This window comes from Butyricimonas sp. Marseille-P3923 (assembly GCF_900184685.1).
Taxonomy (GTDB): Bacteria; Bacteroidota; Bacteroidia; order Bacteroidales; family Marinifilaceae; genus Butyricimonas; species Butyricimonas muris.
In genome coordinates this window covers 22,721-38,721 of the sequence record NZ_FXXL01000005.1, presented here as the reverse complement: position 1 = coordinate 38,721, position 16,001 = coordinate 22,721, and the positions used below count along the sequence as shown (strand labels likewise).

10 protein-coding genes are annotated in these 16,001 nt (G+C 47.1%); 8 read left to right on the top strand and 2 right to left on the bottom strand.

The window, feature by feature from the left end:
• Positions 1-38: 38 nt before the first annotated feature.
• The 7 genes from CS948_RS03795 (at position 39) to CS948_RS03765 (ending at position 11,957) form a co-directional block, all read left to right on the top strand.
• Positions 39-1,202 carry a FecR family protein gene (locus tag CS948_RS03795; RefSeq protein ID WP_099290441.1) on the top strand — a complete coding sequence of 388 codons (1,164 nt, stop codon included), beginning with the start codon at positions 39-41 and terminating at the stop codon, positions 1,200-1,202.
• Between the two features lie 160 nt (positions 1,203-1,362).
• On the top strand, positions 1,363-4,692 hold the full coding sequence (locus tag CS948_RS03790) for a SusC/RagA family TonB-linked outer membrane protein (RefSeq protein ID WP_176554907.1): 3,330 nt from the start codon (positions 1,363-1,365) through the stop codon (positions 4,690-4,692).
• Between the two features lie 12 nt (positions 4,693-4,704).
• Positions 4,705-6,213, top strand: a complete 1,509-nt coding sequence (locus CS948_RS03785) for a RagB/SusD family nutrient uptake outer membrane protein (protein ID WP_176554906.1) — start codon at positions 4,705-4,707, stop codon at positions 6,211-6,213.
• Between the two features lie 23 nt (positions 6,214-6,236).
• Complete coding sequence (locus CS948_RS03780; protein ID WP_099290438.1) at positions 6,237-6,938, top strand: DUF4843 domain-containing protein; 702 nt, start codon at positions 6,237-6,239, stop codon at positions 6,936-6,938.
• Positions 6,939-6,975: 37 nt separating this feature from the next.
• On the top strand, positions 6,976-8,601 hold the full coding sequence (locus CS948_RS03775) for a hypothetical protein (protein WP_099290437.1): 1,626 nt from the start codon (positions 6,976-6,978) through the stop codon (positions 8,599-8,601).
• Between the two features lie 117 nt (positions 8,602-8,718).
• Positions 8,719-9,639, top strand: a complete 921-nt coding sequence (locus tag CS948_RS03770) for an ABC transporter ATP-binding protein (protein ID WP_099290436.1) — start codon at positions 8,719-8,721, stop codon at positions 9,637-9,639.
• A gap of 20 nt (positions 9,640-9,659) precedes the next feature.
• Positions 9,660-11,957, top strand: coding sequence for a Gldg family protein (locus CS948_RS03765; protein ID WP_099290435.1), 2,298 nt, complete (start codon positions 9,660-9,662; stop codon positions 11,955-11,957).
• A gap of 344 nt (positions 11,958-12,301) precedes the next feature.
• Here the strand turns inward: CS948_RS03765 and CS948_RS03760 are convergent, their stop codons facing one another.
• Complete coding sequence (locus tag CS948_RS03760; protein WP_099290434.1) at positions 12,302-12,904, bottom strand: hypothetical protein; 603 nt, start codon at positions 12,902-12,904, stop codon at positions 12,302-12,304.
• Positions 12,905-12,914: 10 nt separating this feature from the next.
• The gene (thiL, locus tag CS948_RS03755) at positions 12,915-13,967 is read right to left on the bottom strand and encodes a thiamine-phosphate kinase (protein ID WP_099290433.1); all 1,053 of its coding nucleotides are present in this window, start codon (positions 13,965-13,967) and stop codon (positions 12,915-12,917) included.
• A 508-nt stretch (positions 13,968-14,475) separates the two neighbouring features.
• On the opposite strand from thiL, the gene sufB reads away from it, so the two are divergent.
• The gene (gene sufB / locus CS948_RS03750) at positions 14,476-15,921 is read left to right on the top strand and encodes a Fe-S cluster assembly protein SufB (protein WP_099290432.1); all 1,446 of its coding nucleotides are present in this window, start codon (positions 14,476-14,478) and stop codon (positions 15,919-15,921) included.
• Positions 15,922-16,001: the final 80 nt, after the last annotated feature.

Here is a 16,001-nt window from a genome sequence, read left to right as displayed (position 1 = left end):
AGTACTTGAACGTTTTATTGATGTAAAACGAGAAAAATATGGATTATAATGATTATCGGATTGTCAGATTGATTCAACGGGATTTGTTGGGGGTGCTCACGAATGAGGAGCGTGAAGAATTGGAGCGATGGATCGGGAATGCTGCCCGGAATGCCCGTTTTTACAGGGAAGTGAAAGATAGCCAAGAGATAGGTGCCAGATTCGCCATATATGATAAAGAACGGAAAGAACAGCTATTGCGACGTTTTGAAAAACGAATCGGGCATAAACGTTCCCGTCACGTGGGAAGAAGAGTGTTGAAGTATGCGGCGGTGGTCATGTTGCCATTGATATGTGTGTGCATAGGGGTAAAGTTGTTGGAAAAAGAGCAGAAGGCAGATGTGGCTATTGTTTCCGGGATATTGCCGGGAGGAGTGAAAGCCACGTTACAGATAGAGGGAGGGGTTGAAATCGCTTTGAGTTCGGACGGGAATCAAGAGCTCATGGAAAAGACGGGGGGACGTATTATAAATTCGGGTGGGGGAATCATGTACAGCCGGGATTCGGGTGTAATTGGGAAACAGGAATATAATGTGCTCCGTACAGAAAGAGGAGGGGAGTACAGTGTGGAACTTTCCGACGGTACGAGGGTGAAAATCAATGCCGCGACGAGTTTGAGATACCCGGTAACCTTTGACCGGGAAAAGCGGGAGGTGTATCTTTCCGGGGAGGCTTATTTCGAGGTGGAAAAGGATACGGACAGACCTTTTTATGTCGTCACGGATGCCATGAGGATACGGGTGTACGGGACGTCGTTCAATGTAAATACTTACGGGGAGAAAGTACAGACCGTGCTTGTCAAGGGGAGGATCGGGATACAGGGAAAAAATTCTTCATGGGAATACGAGGTGAATCCGTCGGAATTGGCAGAGTTCGGTCGGGACGGGAAATTTGTCGGCATTAGGAAAGTGGATACGGAGATGTACACGGGCTGGAAAGATGGCGTGCTGATTTTCGAGAATGAATCATTGGAACATATAATGAACGTGTTGGCTTTGTGGTATGACGTGGATGTGGTTTTCCAGAATCCGGAGTTGAAACAGTATAATTTTGGAGGCTATCTGAAAAAATACGAGAATATAGACGTGATATTGGACGCGATAAGCCGAATCGTGGGAGTGACATTTGTCGTGAAGGATAAGACTGTGACCGTGCAAAAATGAGAAACAGGAAATGATTGTAGCATTTCCTGTGTAATAGATAGAACTTGAGGCGATTGTACCACCAACTCCTCAAGCAGTATTAACCTATAAATACAAAGTTATGAAAAAAAAGCAATCGTGCCTAAAATATAGGCATCGAAGTCGTAAAATTTTTTTGATTATGAGATTGTGTATTCTATTCATCTTTGTTTTCACCTTCACGTTGACGGCGAAAACTCTGGCTCAGCAAGAAAAAGTGAATCTCGACCTGAAAGACGTGTCGATTAATACATTGCTGAGGGAAATTCAAAAACAGACGAGTTTTAATTTCGTTTTCAGTATTGATCAGACGCGGGATTTGGGGAAGTTTACCGTGAAAGCGGAGAACGAGACGTTGGAGAGTGTGTTGAAACGGATATTTGCAGGTACTGGCTTGACATACGAGTTCAGTAATGATTTGATCTTGATCCGCCGGGAGAAGGATAGCCGCCCTAACGAAAGAAAGCAAAAAGAGATTCGGATCGTGGGGAAAGTCGTGGATGAAACGAAGACCGTTTTGCCGGGTGTGACCGTGCAATTGAAAGGGATGAAGCTGGGGACGGCGACCGACAAAGACGGGTGCTATGCTTTGAATTTCCCGGATATGGGGAAGACCGTTGTGCTGGTCTTTTCTTTTATCGGGATGGAAACGGTCGAGGTGAAATATACCGGGAAGGATACGATTAATGTCGTGATGAAGGAGGATAAGATTCTTTTGGAAGACGTGGTGATAACGGGTTATGCCAATATCAGCAGGCAATCCTTTACCGGTAACGTGAAAACCATTTCTGCGGCGGAATTGAAAAGGGTATCTCCGACGAACGTGTTGAAATCCTTGCAGGTGTTGGATCCTTCATTCCGGATAACGGTGAATAATGACATGGGCTCGAATCCGAACGTGTTGCCGGAGATTAATATCCGGGGGGCTTCCGGGATTGGTTTGACGGAATTGGATGCGGCGAGTGTTTCCAAAACAGCCTTGCAGAATGATCCGAATTTGCCGACGTTTATCATGGACGGGTTCGAGGTGTCTGTCAGTAAGGTATATGACTTGGATATCAATCGTATCGAGTCGATCACCTTGTTGAAAGATGCTGCTGCGACAGCGATTTACGGTTCGAGAGCGGCTAATGGGGTGGTCGTGATCACGACCGTGGCACCTAAGACGGGGGAAATACTGATTACTTACAATTATGGTTTGGATGTACAGTTACCGGATTTAAGGGATTATAACCTGATGAATGCCAGAGAGAAGTTGGAGGCTGAGAGAGTGGCGGGTATGTATGACGGTTACTCTCATCTGGAGCGGGTGTATCAACAGAAACTTCGGAAAATAGAAGAGGGTACCGAGACGGACTGGCTTGGGAAACCTTTGCGCAACACGGCGAGCAGCAGGCACACTATACGTTTGGAGGGTGGTAACCCGAATGGTCTGCGTTATGCTCTCGATGCCAACTATCAAGCGAATAACGGTGTCATGAAAGGTTCGTCCCGCAAGACTTCCGGGATAGGCGTCGAATTGCAGTATAATTATAAGAAGATTCGTTTTACCAATATGTCCCAGTACACGGGAATGAAATCCGAGGAGTCGCCTTACGGTTCTTTTGCCCAATACACGGTGATGAATCCCTATTACTCGTATTTGGGAGAGGACGGCAATATCTTGAAAACGATAGAGAGCATCGAGGGAAACCGGAAAGCAAACCCGTTATGGGATGCGAATTTAGGTAGTTATAATGAATCGGAATACAAGGAATTTCTCAATAATTTCAGCCTTCAGTATTTTTTTTCGCATACTTTGAATCTTCGAGCTAATATCGCTTTGGCGCACAAGATAAACACGAGTGAAAACTTCACTTCCCCGGATGCCAGTAAATACGATGTGGCGGGCTCGTCCTATAAAGGGGAACTGGTTCTGGGTGACGGGCAGGTTACCACGATGGACGGGAATGTCAATCTCTATTACAACAATCTGATCGGTCACCACAATATCAATCTGGTAGCCGGAATAAACTGGAAAGAGAGTAAGGACAAAGATAAAACGACATCGTTGAGGGACCTTCCCCGCGGAACATTCACGAACCCTCAATTTGCCCGGGAGCTATCGGGACCTATTATCAGTTCCGGACAGAAAACCCGTTTATTCGGTGCCATGCTTTCCATGAACTATACATATAACAACATTTATCTGGCTGACTTTACCGGGCGTCTGGACGGAAATTCGGCTTTCGGGTCGGAGTCTCGGACTGCTCCGTTCTGGTCTCTTGGATTGGGGATGAATATCCATAATTATTCATTCATGAAATCTGTCAAGTGGTTGTCGGAACTGAAAATACGCGGGTCTTACGGTATCACGGGGAAAGCTAATTTCCCGGCGCGAACAGCCCGCACGGTCTACACGATGAGGAATGATTTCGTCTACCCCACGGGTGTCGGGGTGGATATGGCGGCTATGGGGAACCGGAATTTGAAATGGGAAAAAACAAAAATTACCGACGTGGGCGGTAACGTGAGCCTGTTTGACGGGAGGATCGACGTGACGTATGCTTATTACGAGCGACGCACCGTGGACTTGATCGCGGATATGTATATTCCCGCCTCTTCCGGTTTTGTTTCCTACAAAGAGAACGTGGGACAGATATTGAACAAGGGGCATGAGGTGAGTTTGCGGTTGAAAGTGTTGAATAAAAATGATTTTCAATGCTATGTTTCCGGCAATCTGGCGACAAACAAGAACAGGATCGTTAAGGTTTCGGACGCGTTGAAGTCCTACAACCAGCAGATAGAGGATAATTACCAGAAGCTATTGGATGACAAGGAACATGGGTATTACGTGGAGGAGGAAATTTCAATGAAGCCGTTGATTAAATTTACCGAGGGAGCATCGACTTCTTCCATTTATGCCATGCAGTCGCTGGGGATTGATCCGCAGACCGGGCAGGAAATGTTCCGTTATCGGAATGGTGCTATTGCCACGAAGTGGTTGGCTTCGGAAAACGTGGTATGTGGTAATAGTGAACCCAAGCTCAACGGGACGTTGTCTGCAAACCTTTATTTCAAGGGAATCACGCTGGATATTTATTTTACTTATACTTACGGGGGGCAGCAGTATAATGAAACCTTGCAGGGGAAAATCGAGAATGTCGACTTGAAAGGGAACGTGGACAAGCGGGTGTTTTCCGAGCGTTGGAAAGAGTCGGGCGACCGGGCAAAATTCAAAAGCATAAAGGATTGGGAAAAACCGACATACGCCACTAGCCGTTTCGTGCAGGATGACAACACGCTGAGCCTTCAATCACTCTCGTTGGGTTATGAATTGCCGCGGGAACTATTGCGTAAAATGTTTATACGGCAAATGAGATTCTCGTTTAACACGAGTGATGTGTTCCGTGTTTCTACGATAAAGCGGGAGAGGGGAACTTCCTACCCGTTCGCCAGAAGTTTTAATTTTTCAATAAACGTGGGATTCTAAAATAGTATGATTATGAAGGTAAAATATTTGACAAGTTTGTTGATCACGTTGACGTTGTTCACGTCATGCGAGAAATGGTTGGATGTCAATTCCGAACTGGACATTTATGAAGAAACATTGTTTGAAGAAGCCGAAGGATACTATGCTGCGTTGAACGGGCTTTATATAGCGATGGGCGGACAGAATCTATACGGGAAAGAATTGACCTTCGGTGCTGTTGAGGCTTGGGGCGGAAGCTATATTCTGGATAAAGAGAATCACCAGAGCTGGGACGAGATCGCTAACTTCAAATACGAGAATACGGCAGCCCAAGGCGTTGCCTCCGGTATTTGGTTGGATGCCTTCAACGTGATTGCCGAGGCGAATAATTTGCTCCAAAACTTGAATAAGGACACTGAAACCCGTTTTCCGGAGGGCGACTTGACCAAGAATATGATTCTGGGGGAGGCGTACGCGATTCGTGCCATGATGCACTTTGAACTCGTGCGTGTATTTGCGCAGGCTCCCGTGTCGGATGGGGGAGGTGTCACTGCCTATGTGCCTTACGTGACTGTTTTCCCCTCTAAAATTAATACTCCGCTACCGACCAAAGAGGTGTTACAAAATATAATAGCCGATCTGGAGAAAGCGAAAGACCTCGTTGCCCCGATGGATACCTTGGAAGGCAACAAAGGCTATATTTCTTTCCAATATAACAATGTATCCACTCGCTTGCCATTGAGTGACGGTTACGTGACTTCCGTCAAGGATGAGTTTTTCCAGTATCGGGCTCTCCGGTTTAATTATTGGGCTATGCTCCAGTTACTTTCACGCGTGTGCCTGTATGCCGGCGAAAAAGATAAAGCGTACACTTACGCGTCAGCCGTGGTGAATATGGTGGAATCCAAAAAGTTTTACAGTTTCACCTATCCGAGTGCTATCGCTTGTCCCGTGTTCGTGTACAGCGCCGAACCCCGCCTGCATAAAGAGATGTTATTGGGGCTCTATCGCACGGACTATCCGGATTGGACGGATCTCTACTTCGGGATGCGGGGACCGCAAATTAATGTTGCCGGGATACGGGATATATTTGCCGGGAATTTGTCGGATGTAAGGTATACGGGAGGATTCTATGCGGACTATTTGATGAAATATTATTGGAACGTGACCGAGGATATGGGAGGAAACGTCCGGTTGATGAATGCGACCAAGAATTTCATCCCCGTCTTGCGTTTCCCGGAATGTTATTATATTGCTGCGGAGAGTGTTTTCGAGAAGAACCCGGGACGGGCAATCGAGATTTTTAATTTAATGGCTGATGCCCGGAGCAACAGTTCATTAAAATTGTCGGAGGGTATTTCTGCCGATAATTTCCGTGAAGCTATTGTTCGGGAGTATCGTCGGGAGTTTATCGGGGAAGGGTATCTGGTTTACGTTTATAAGCGGTTAAATCTTCCCTTGAGAATAGAAGAGGGTGTTACGGTAGATCACCATGGGAAATTGGTAATGCCAATACCGAATAACGAGTCTGCGATACAGTAATTAATTCAATAAAATGCAATGACATGAAATATCTATATATCATATCTTTTTTATTCTTTGCTTTAGTGGCTTGCGAAGAGGAAAAGCCTGAATTATTTTCTCCTGACAGGTATATCCGGTTGACTTTCGGCAGCAATCCGGGAGAGAATTATTACAAGAGAAGTTACACGTTCGCTTTCGAGAAAGATGGCGTGACCGATAAAGTGTTCCGTTTCCCCGTACAATTCAACGGGAATGATTTGACCGAGGATTTGAAATTCCGCGTAGCGGTGGTCGACACGATGACGACCTTGCCGGCGGAATGTTATGATTTGCCGTTGGAACAGGTGTTTCGCGGGGGACGGGGGAATGTCGATACGGTAGAAATTACCGTTCACCGGAAGCCGGTGCTGAAAGAAGGGGTAAAAGTATTGAGGTTCGAACTGGTGAAGAACGAGAATTTCGAGCCCTATATGCGGGATTCGGTGTACATCGAACTGCACGTGTCCGACGTGGTGGATCGTCCCGAATGGTGGGAAGAAGGTGGGGTAGTGGAATTGTCCTATCTGGGTAAATATTCTTACTTGAAGTATTTGGCTTTCGCTGAGGAAACCGGAATTCAGGATTTCGGGGTGTTGACCCCTTCCGAGAAACGGCATTACGCGATAAAATTCAAGCGGGCTCTGGAGGCAAAACCTCGTGAGGATGTGGACGGCACTACAATGAAAGTACCTATTGCCGGGTAAGATGATATAAAAGTACAAAACTTTTAAATGAACAATTATGAGAAAATTATTTTGGCTATGCAATATACTTTGGTTTTTCGGCATCGGTTGTCTGGACGATAAAACCAATTTGAATACATCTGCTATTTTACTGCCGGACTCGGTCATTATCACGAACGAGAATGCGGGGACAAAGATTGTGGTATTGGAAGAAAAGAGCGGTTTTAGTTTTACCGTATCTCCCGGTACTGAATTGAAAATGAATGCACGGGCATATTACCGGGGTACGGAAAAACTGACCTACGAGTGGCGGGTAGATGGCAAGGTGGTTGCAGAAAAGGAAGTGTACGAGGATACGTTTATGAATGAAACGTCGGGGGCTTTGTATATCTGGCGGGAAGGCGGGGAGAGCGCTTTCGTCTACACGTTTGTAATAAGAATGGCGGCTCCTTTCGAGCGGGGGGTGATGATTATGGGAAATCACGGGGGAAAGGGAGCTTTCGATTTCGTGGAACTCTCTTATGTCAAGGAAGACATTGACTTCTTCGGGGAGTCGTTGAAAGGGTTTAGCGTGACTAAATATATAGGTCATGAAAATATCTATCCCTTGTGCAATGACGGCGAGGAATTTCCTTGTGAGCATGTCGTGAAAGTAGAACGTATGACCGGCTTGACGTGGAATTTGGATGAAGTATATTTCCAACTGTTGGATAAGGATTACACGAAAGCGGTGACCGTGAAGCAGAAAACAATCAGGAAAATTACCATGTTGCGGGATGAGTTTGTTGAAATTCCGGCTAATTTGAAACCGGTAGACTTCGTGAACACGGGGGCGATCAGCCTGTTGCTGGACGAGTCGGGTAAAATTTACTCCCGCATCAATTATGACGACGGCATCCCCTGCACGGGTTCTTTTATTTCCGAGCCGTTGACGTTTGATGATCCTTATGATATACCGGATAAAGGAAGCGAAGAAATCAAGGCTACTCGAATCTTCCCGGTTGGGATGGTTTACGAGCGGGAGAAAAAGCGTTTCTTGATTGTGGCATCGGTTGTGGACAAAACAGTCGTTTCCGCTTTCCCGGAATATCCCGCGTTGCCGGATAATTATATGTCATTGAGTAATTTTGACGCGGAGTTAATAGAAGTACTCAATTCCGGTACGATAACGCCCGAGAGTACGTGGTATCTTGTATACAAGAAAAACGGGGATTATTATATGCAACAATTCACTTACCGGGTATATCAAACGCAAATCACGTACTCGCCCACGTCGGCTTTCAGGGTTTCGGAGGATATTGCAAGCCTGTGGCGATCCGGTACGGCGGTATTCCAAGCATGGAAAATAGGTGTGCTTGGACCGGAATACATTTATTTCGCCGTGGGGAATGCACTTTACCGGATGACAACGAGTGGAACCGGGTTGGAGAAAGTGTTCGAGTGCACCGGGGTGACGGGGAATATCACGCATTTGGCATTGACGGCGTCTTCCGGGCGTTCTTTCTCGAGTGCGGCGGACGGTTATGTGAATGGAGCCGTGTACACCGTGGGGTTTGACACGGGAGATATGAAACTGGTACAAGTGTACACCGACCCCCGGAAACCGGGCGAAACGTTATACCGGATTATCTGGGAGAAACACTATGACGGCGGCGTCACTTTTATGAGATATTACCCGCAATAGATGTATTTGATTTTTGGAGGTACTTTGTTCGGGAGTACCTCCAAAAGACCGCTTGTTTACCGGGTGGTCAGGGTGTCGTGTGCATAAACGAAAGTATTTACTGTATAAATAACAAGAATGGAAAAATCAATTGTAAAAGTAGAGAATTTGTCACACCGCTATAGCGTGCAGTGGGCGGTTCGGGATATTAATTTTGAAATATCTCAAAATGGTATCTATGGATTATTGGGTTCCAACGGAGCCGGGAAATCAACAACGATGAACATCATCTGCGGGGTATTGAAGCAAACGGAAGGAAACGTATTTATCAAGGGAATCGATATGCGGGAGAATCCCGTGGAGGCGAAACGTCATATCGGTTTTTTGCCCCAGAAACCGCCATTGCAAATGGATTTGACGGTCGAGGAATATTTGATTTACAGCGCTAACATGAGGTTGATGTCGGATAGCGAGGCACGTAAGGCGGTAGGGGACGTCATGGAGAGATGCGGGATTACCCATTTCCAAAAGCGTCTGATCCGTAATCTTTCCGGTGGGTACCAGCAACGGGTGGGTATTGCCCAAGCCATCATCCATCGTCCGGATTTTGTCGTGCTGGACGAACCCACGAATGGGCTGGACCCGAATCAAATCGTGGAAATTCGGAATCTGATCAAGGAAATCGCCCGCGATTGTACCGTGGTGCTTTCCACTCATATTTTGTCTGAAGTACAGGCTACCTGTGACTATATCCGCATGATAGAACAAGGTTCGCTGGTATTCGCCGGTTCCGTGGATGAATTTGATAATTACATCATCCCGAACACGATAATGGTCAATCTGGTAGCTATGCCCCCGGTGGAAGAATTGCAATCCCTTCCGGGAGTGTTGCGCGTGGAAGAATTGGGAGGAATGAAATACCGGTTGCAATTCTCCGATGCGCAGGAAGTCATGGAGCGGGTCGTGGAAACCAGTGTCGCCCGTGGATGGCGTTTGACGGAAATCAATCTGGAGAGAAGTTCTCTGGATGCTATTTTCGCTGAATTATCTAAAAAGTAGACAGATTAAAAACAAATACAATGAAAACGATATATAAAATAGCTAGAACAGAGTTGCAAACTCTTTTTTATTCACCGGTGGCGTGGTTGATACTCGTGATTTTCTCTTTTCAAGGGTGTATGGCGTTCGGGCAATATCTGGTACAGATAGCCCAAGGGCAAACGATGGGATATTCCCTCCCTCCCCTTACCCCGATACTGTTCGCCAGTTCTCAATACTCTATATTCGCGGATATTCAAGGCTACCTGTACCTGTATATTCCTTTGCTTACCATGGGATTGATGAGCCGGGAACTGGGAAGCGGCTCTATCAAGTTGCTGTACTCCTCGCCGGTGACCAATACCCAGATTATACTGGGCAAATTCTTGTCGATGATGATCTACGGGTTAGCGTTGATCGGGGTGCTGGTATTAATGATTATTTTTTCGGCAATCGTGGTGAAGGACTTTGACCTTCCGGCGGTACTCTCCGGCTTGTTGGGGTTGTATCTTTTGATTTGCGCGTACGCGGCGATAGGTCTTTTCATGTCGAGCTTGACTTCCTATCAAGTGGTTGCCGCCGTGTTGACCTTAGCCATGTTGGCGGTGTTGAATTTCGTGAAAGATATGTGGCAGGGGGTAGCTCTGGTACGGGAGATTACTTATTGGCTTTCCATATCGGGGCGTTGCAATGAATTTGTCAACGGGTTGATTTGTAGCGAAGACGTGCTGTATTTTATTATTGTCGTGGCGATGTTCCTCGCGCTTGCCGTGGTACGGATGCAATCCGTGCGGCAGAAGAGTCCGTGGGTGTCTACTATTGGTAAATACTTTTCCGTGCTGTTTCTGGCAATGTTGCTGGGATACCTTTCTTCCCGCCCGTCATTGATGACTTATTATGACGCGACAGCAACCAAGACGAATACGTTGACACCTAACAGTCAGGATGTAATCAAACGTCTGGAAGGAGGTATGACGATAACGACCTACGTGAACGTGTTGGATGAAAAAGACGTGTGGACGGCACTGCCGGATCGGGTGAAATATGATGAACAGCGATTCCGTCATTATCTCCGGTTCAAGCCGGATATTAAAATGAAATATGTCTACTATTACGATACCGTGGTCAATCCGGAAATGGACAAGCGTTTCCCGGGTAAAAATACGGAACAACGGGCAAAAGAGTACATGCGTATTTTTAATTTAGATTCCAATTTATTCATCACTCCGGAACAAATCAAGAAACAAATCGACCTTTCCGGCGAAGGAAACTTGTTTGTCCGGATATTGGAACGGGAGAGCGGTGAAAAGACGTTCTTGAGAACTTTTAACGATATGATGCATCACCCGGGGGAAACCGAAATCACGGCTGCCTTCAAACGTCTCGCGATGAGATTGCCGAAAGTGGGCTTTCTGACCGGGCATGGCGAACGGAACATCCGCCAAGACGGTGACCGGAATTACAGTGCTTTCACGAAGGACAAGAAATTCCGTTATGCTCTGATGAACCAAGGTTTTGACGTGGCGGAAGTGTCGTTGGAGCGGGAAGTACCGGAAGACGTGAATATCATTGTGGTGGCAGAGATGCGCTCCCCGTTCACGCCGGAAGAACAGGTGAATTGGGATAAGTACGTTGCCCGCGGGGGCAATCTTTTAATCTTGAGCGAACCGAAACGGGGGGACGTGATGAGCCTGATTTTGGAATCGTTCGGGGTGAAACTCGTTCCGGGAATCCTTGTCCGGACCACGGAGAATTACGCGCCGGAACTTATTCAAGCCTACCCGACGGAGGAGGCTGGGGAATTGGTTTATCATTTTGCGGATATGCGGAAGTATGAATCGGTAGTTACTATGCCGAACGTGTCCGGGTTGGAGTATACCACGGGTAAAGGCTTTAAGGTAAGTCCGTTATTCCGAACCGATTCTTTAGTATGGAACGAATTGCAGACCGTGAATTTCGTGGATGATACGGTGACTTTGGATTCGGGAAGCGGGGAGGTGCAGAAATCCTACGTGACTACTGTTGCTTTGACCCGGGAGGTGGCAGGCAGGGAACAGAAAATAATGATTTTCGGTGATGCCGATTGTATCAGTAACGGTGAATTAAGCACAGGGCGCAAAGGAATCAATGCTTCCAATTTTTCCGTCATCATGGGAACTTTCTATTGGATGTCGGACGAGGAAGTACCTATCGACGTTCGCAGACCCGCGCCCACGGATACGGATTTCTATTTAGGACAGACCGGGGCGGCCGTTTGGAAAATCGTGTTTATGTGGGTGTTGCCGGTACTCATGGTTTTGTGCGGACTCTATATCTGGCTTCGTCGCCGGGGAAGATAGTTCGCCGGAGTGTGCTTTTTATCAGACGTGTTTTTCATGGAGAGTGTGCTGTAAAAAGTGCACTCTTCTTTCTGTATGGCATGAATTAAGTAGTTTGCCAATACTTTAGTATCCCTAACTCAAGGGATAGCTAATAGATTAGGAAGGGTTTAGGGTGGGTGTTGCCCGAGTGTTAGGCGACATCGCCCACTCTTCGCCTGTATTTCGCCCACACTTCGCCCACGTTTTAGTAAAGTATATGCTTTTTTAACACACGCTGGCGAAATGTTGTTCCTCGTGTTCGGGATGTGGGAGAAAGGCTAATTTAATGCTTCGCGGTAGCTTTCCCCCGAGTAAAGGGTTGTTTATTCCCTGTACTTCATTTTCAAATAGGCGTACAGCACCCGGTGCATCAGTCCGGCTTCTTCCAGTTCCTCGTCCGAGAGGTTGGGAGCGAGTTCAATGTCATTGTTGACGTCGGAGAGTTGTTCGTCCCGGTCGATACGGTTGCCGAAGTTTTGTTCCATAAAGAAAATATCGAATAGCTGCATCCGTTCGAGGGATTCCAACGCAAGTTTCCGGGCTTCCAATAGATTGTCCGCCCTGTATTTTTTCAGAAATACCTCAATCATGCTATCCGTGAAATAGTCCGCGAAATAATGCATCAATATGATTCGTTTCTTCACGCAATCGTAGATGTTTTCCGGGGAACACGTGATTCTTTCGCTGATGCCCAAGTATGCCAGTTCAGCCAGTTCGATGCTTTCTTCTTCTTCCTCATCCAGTTCGAGCAAGAGGATTTTGTATAGCATATCGGAAAATTCCTCTTGGCGGGTTATTGCCCGGCTCTCGTGATAATAGCGGAATCTGTCGGGGATGACTTTTCTCAACAACAGGCGGAGGGCTTTCCGGTCGCCGCTGGCACTGTGCAGTAAAGATTCGTCCAATATATTGTCCAGTTTGCTCATGGTCGGTCGTTTATTGTTGGTTGTCGGGGTTAAAATTTACCCAGCCTTGTGCTTTCAGTTCGAAAGAATTGCCGTCTTTCGTGATCAAGTTATATCCTTCGCTTTTGGCGCAGGTATGCCCGATGATGCTGATTCCTTCCATGGCGGATAATTTCTCGAAATCTTCCAGCGGGGCGGTAAACAGCAATTCGTAGTCCTCACCGCCGGAGAGGGCACACACGGTGGCGTTCATGTTCAGTTCTTCCGCCATTTTGTAAGTCTGGTAATCAATCGGGAGTTTATCCTCGTATATTTTGCAACCCAGACCGGAATCGTGGCATATGTGCAATACCTCGGAAGAGAGGCCGTCGGAAACGTCCATCATGGCCGTGGGCTTGATGCCTTTTTCTTTCAACAGGCGGACGATATCCTGCCGGGCTTCCGGTTTTAGCTGGCGTTCCAGTATGTACTCGTAGCCGGAGAAGTCCGGTTGGGAACTCTGGTTTTCTTGAAATACCACTTTTTCCCGCTCCAGTAATTGCAAACCCATGTAGGCGGCTCCCAAATCCCCGCTTACGCAGATTAAGTTGTTTTCTTTTGCCGTGTTGCGGTACGTGATCTCTTCGTCGTCTGCTTCCCCGAGCACGGTGATGCTGATACACATGCCGGTTTTGGAAGATGTCGTGTCGCCGCCCACGAGGTCTACCCCGTATTGGTCGCAGGCGAGGTAAATCCCCTCGTATAATTCTTCCACGGCTTCCAGCGAAAAGCGGTTGGATATGGCTAACGAAACGGTAATCTGTTTCGCCGTGCCGTTCATGGCGCAAATGTCGCTGACGTTGGTCGCTACGGCCTTGTATCCCAGATGTTTCAATGGGGCATACGTGAGGTCGAAATGTACGCCTTCTATCAACATGTCCGTGCTGACGAGCACTTTTTTATCCTTGTAGTCCAGAACTGCGGCATCGTCGCCGACTCCTTTCACGGAAGAAGAATTTTTTAATTTTATATCTTGTGTCAAGTGGCGGATTAACCCGAATTCCCCTAACGTGGATAGTTTTGTCAATGGTTTGTTTTCACTCATACTTCGTGTCTTTCTTGTTTCGTGTACAAAAATACACTAAATTGCCGAATGACGCAAATGGGAAGTCGCTTCGCTCAAGTCAAAGGTTCATAAAGTCCATAAGGTTCGTAAAATCCGTAGATCTTGCGGGTGCTTAACCTACGGCAGCTTTGCTGCCGATGAACACAGTCCGAAGGACGCCCGTGACTTTATAGACTTTATGAATTTTAAGAGCCGAAGGCTCGACTTTATGGACCGGATGAAAAGCGTTTTGGCGCATTTCTCCTGTGGTTTTGCCACGTTGCAGGTTACGGGTTGGCAGGTTGCAAGTTTTTCTTGTTCGCGGGTTTATGCCTCGGCGGTTGAATCATAATATTGGTTTATCACGTAATAGATATTATCTACCCCATAGATAATTGGGCGGGTGATATTTTTTTGTACTTTTGCACAAATTGAATAATTAGGTCTTGTCAGGGGGTATATCCTTGTCATTTTCAATTTTCAATTTTCAATTTTCAATTAATGAGTTATGGCTAAAGAACAAGACGATATATTGAATGAAGTAACCGAGGGTGAGTATAAATACGGCTTTGTTTCTGACGTGGAAACCGAGATGATCGGCAAGGGATTGAACGAATCTGTTGTCCGGTTGATTTCACAAAAGAAAGAGGAACCCGAGTGGTTGCTGGAATTTCGGTTGAAAGCGTATCGGCATTGGTTGACCATGAAGATGCCCGCGTGGGCGCAATTGGAGATACCGCCGATTGATTATCAGGATATAGTGTATTACGCTGCCCCGAAGCAGGAAGTGAAAAAGTCTTGGGATGAGGTTGATCCCGAGTTGAAAGCTACTTTCGATAAATTGGGGATTCCCTTGGACGAGCAGAAGACGCTTTCCGGGGTAGCCGTTGACGCGGTCATGGATAGCGTGTCGGTGAAAACGACGTTCAAGGAGGCGTTGGCTGAACGGGGAGTTATTTTCTGTTCTTTCTCCGAGGCGGTGAAGAATCACCCGGACTTGATAAAACGTTACTTGGGCTCCGTGGTGCCTTATTCCGATAATTATTTCGCGGCGTTAAATTCGGCGGTATTCAGTGACGGGTCGTTCGTGTATATCCCGAAAGGGGTGCGATGCCCGATGGAGTTGTCGACTTATTTTCGTATCAACGCGGCGAAGACGGGACAGTTCGAGCGTACGCTGATCGTGGCGGAGGAGGAGAGTTACGTGAGTTACCTTGAAGGGTGTACCGCCCCGCAGCGGGACGAGAATCAACTGCACGCCGCTATCGTGGAGATCGTGATCGAGAAGAATGCCGAGGTGAAATACAGTACTGTGCAGAACTGGTACCCGGGTGACAAGAACGGGAAGGGCGGTATCTATAATTTCGTGACGAAGCGGGGAATTTGCAAGGGGGAGAATGCCAAGTTGATTTGGGCGCAAGTGGAAACCGGATCGGCGATCACGTGGAAGTACCCGAGCACGATATTGAAGGGCGACGGTTCCGTGAGCGAGTTCTATTCCGTGGCGGTGACGAATAATTACCAGCAGGCGGACACGGGAACCAAGATGATACATATCGGGAATAATACCCGTAGCCGTATCGTGTCGAAAGGTATTTCGGCGGGATATAGTTCCAACTCCTACCGGGGAAAGGTGAAAGTGGTGAAAAGTTGTCACGGGGCACGTAATTTCTCGCAGTGTGATTCGTTATTACTGGGAGATAAATGCGGCGCGCACACGTTCCCTTATCTTGAGGTGGCTAATCCCACGGCACAGGTGGAACACGAGGCGACGACTTCCAAGATTGGTGAAGACCAGATATTTTACTGCAACCAGCGGGGAATATCCACGGAGGACGCTGTCGGCTTGATCATCAAGGGGTACGCCGGAGATGTTATCAACAAAATGCCGATGGAGTTTGCCGTTGAAGCGCAGAAATTATTGCAGATTAGCTTGGAAGGAAGCGTGGGATGATATGGAAGCGATTTATGATTTGAGATTTACGATTTATGAATGACAAATTATGATTTATGGTTTTGGACGAGGGCGGTTGG

Excerpts from the sequence above, each read along its gene's own strand:
- sufB (WP_099290432.1), top strand. The coding sequence starts at position 14,476 with ATGGCTAAAGAACAAGACGATATATTGAATGAAGTAACCGAGGGTGAG.
- CS948_RS03795 (WP_099290441.1), top strand. The coding sequence starts at position 39 with ATGGATTATAATGATTATCGGATTGTCAGATTGATTCAACGGGATTTG.
- CS948_RS03770 (WP_099290436.1), top strand. The coding sequence starts at position 8,719 with ATGGAAAAATCAATTGTAAAAGTAGAGAATTTGTCACACCGCTATAGC.
- CS948_RS03785 (WP_176554906.1), top strand. The coding sequence starts at position 4,705 with ATGAAGGTAAAATATTTGACAAGTTTGTTGATCACGTTGACGTTGTTC.
- CS948_RS03775 (WP_099290437.1), top strand. The coding sequence starts at position 6,976 with ATGAGAAAATTATTTTGGCTATGCAATATACTTTGGTTTTTCGGCATC.
- thiL (WP_099290433.1), bottom strand. The coding sequence starts at position 13,967 with ATGAGTGAAAACAAACCATTGACAAAACTATCCACGTTAGGGGAATTC.
- CS948_RS03780 (WP_099290438.1), top strand. The coding sequence starts at position 6,237 with ATGAAATATCTATATATCATATCTTTTTTATTCTTTGCTTTAGTGGCT.
- CS948_RS03790 (WP_176554907.1), top strand. The coding sequence starts at position 1,363 with ATGAGATTGTGTATTCTATTCATCTTTGTTTTCACCTTCACGTTGACG.
- CS948_RS03765 (WP_099290435.1), top strand. The coding sequence starts at position 9,660 with ATGAAAACGATATATAAAATAGCTAGAACAGAGTTGCAAACTCTTTTT.
- CS948_RS03760 (WP_099290434.1), bottom strand. The coding sequence starts at position 12,904 with ATGAGCAAACTGGACAATATATTGGACGAATCTTTACTGCACAGTGCC.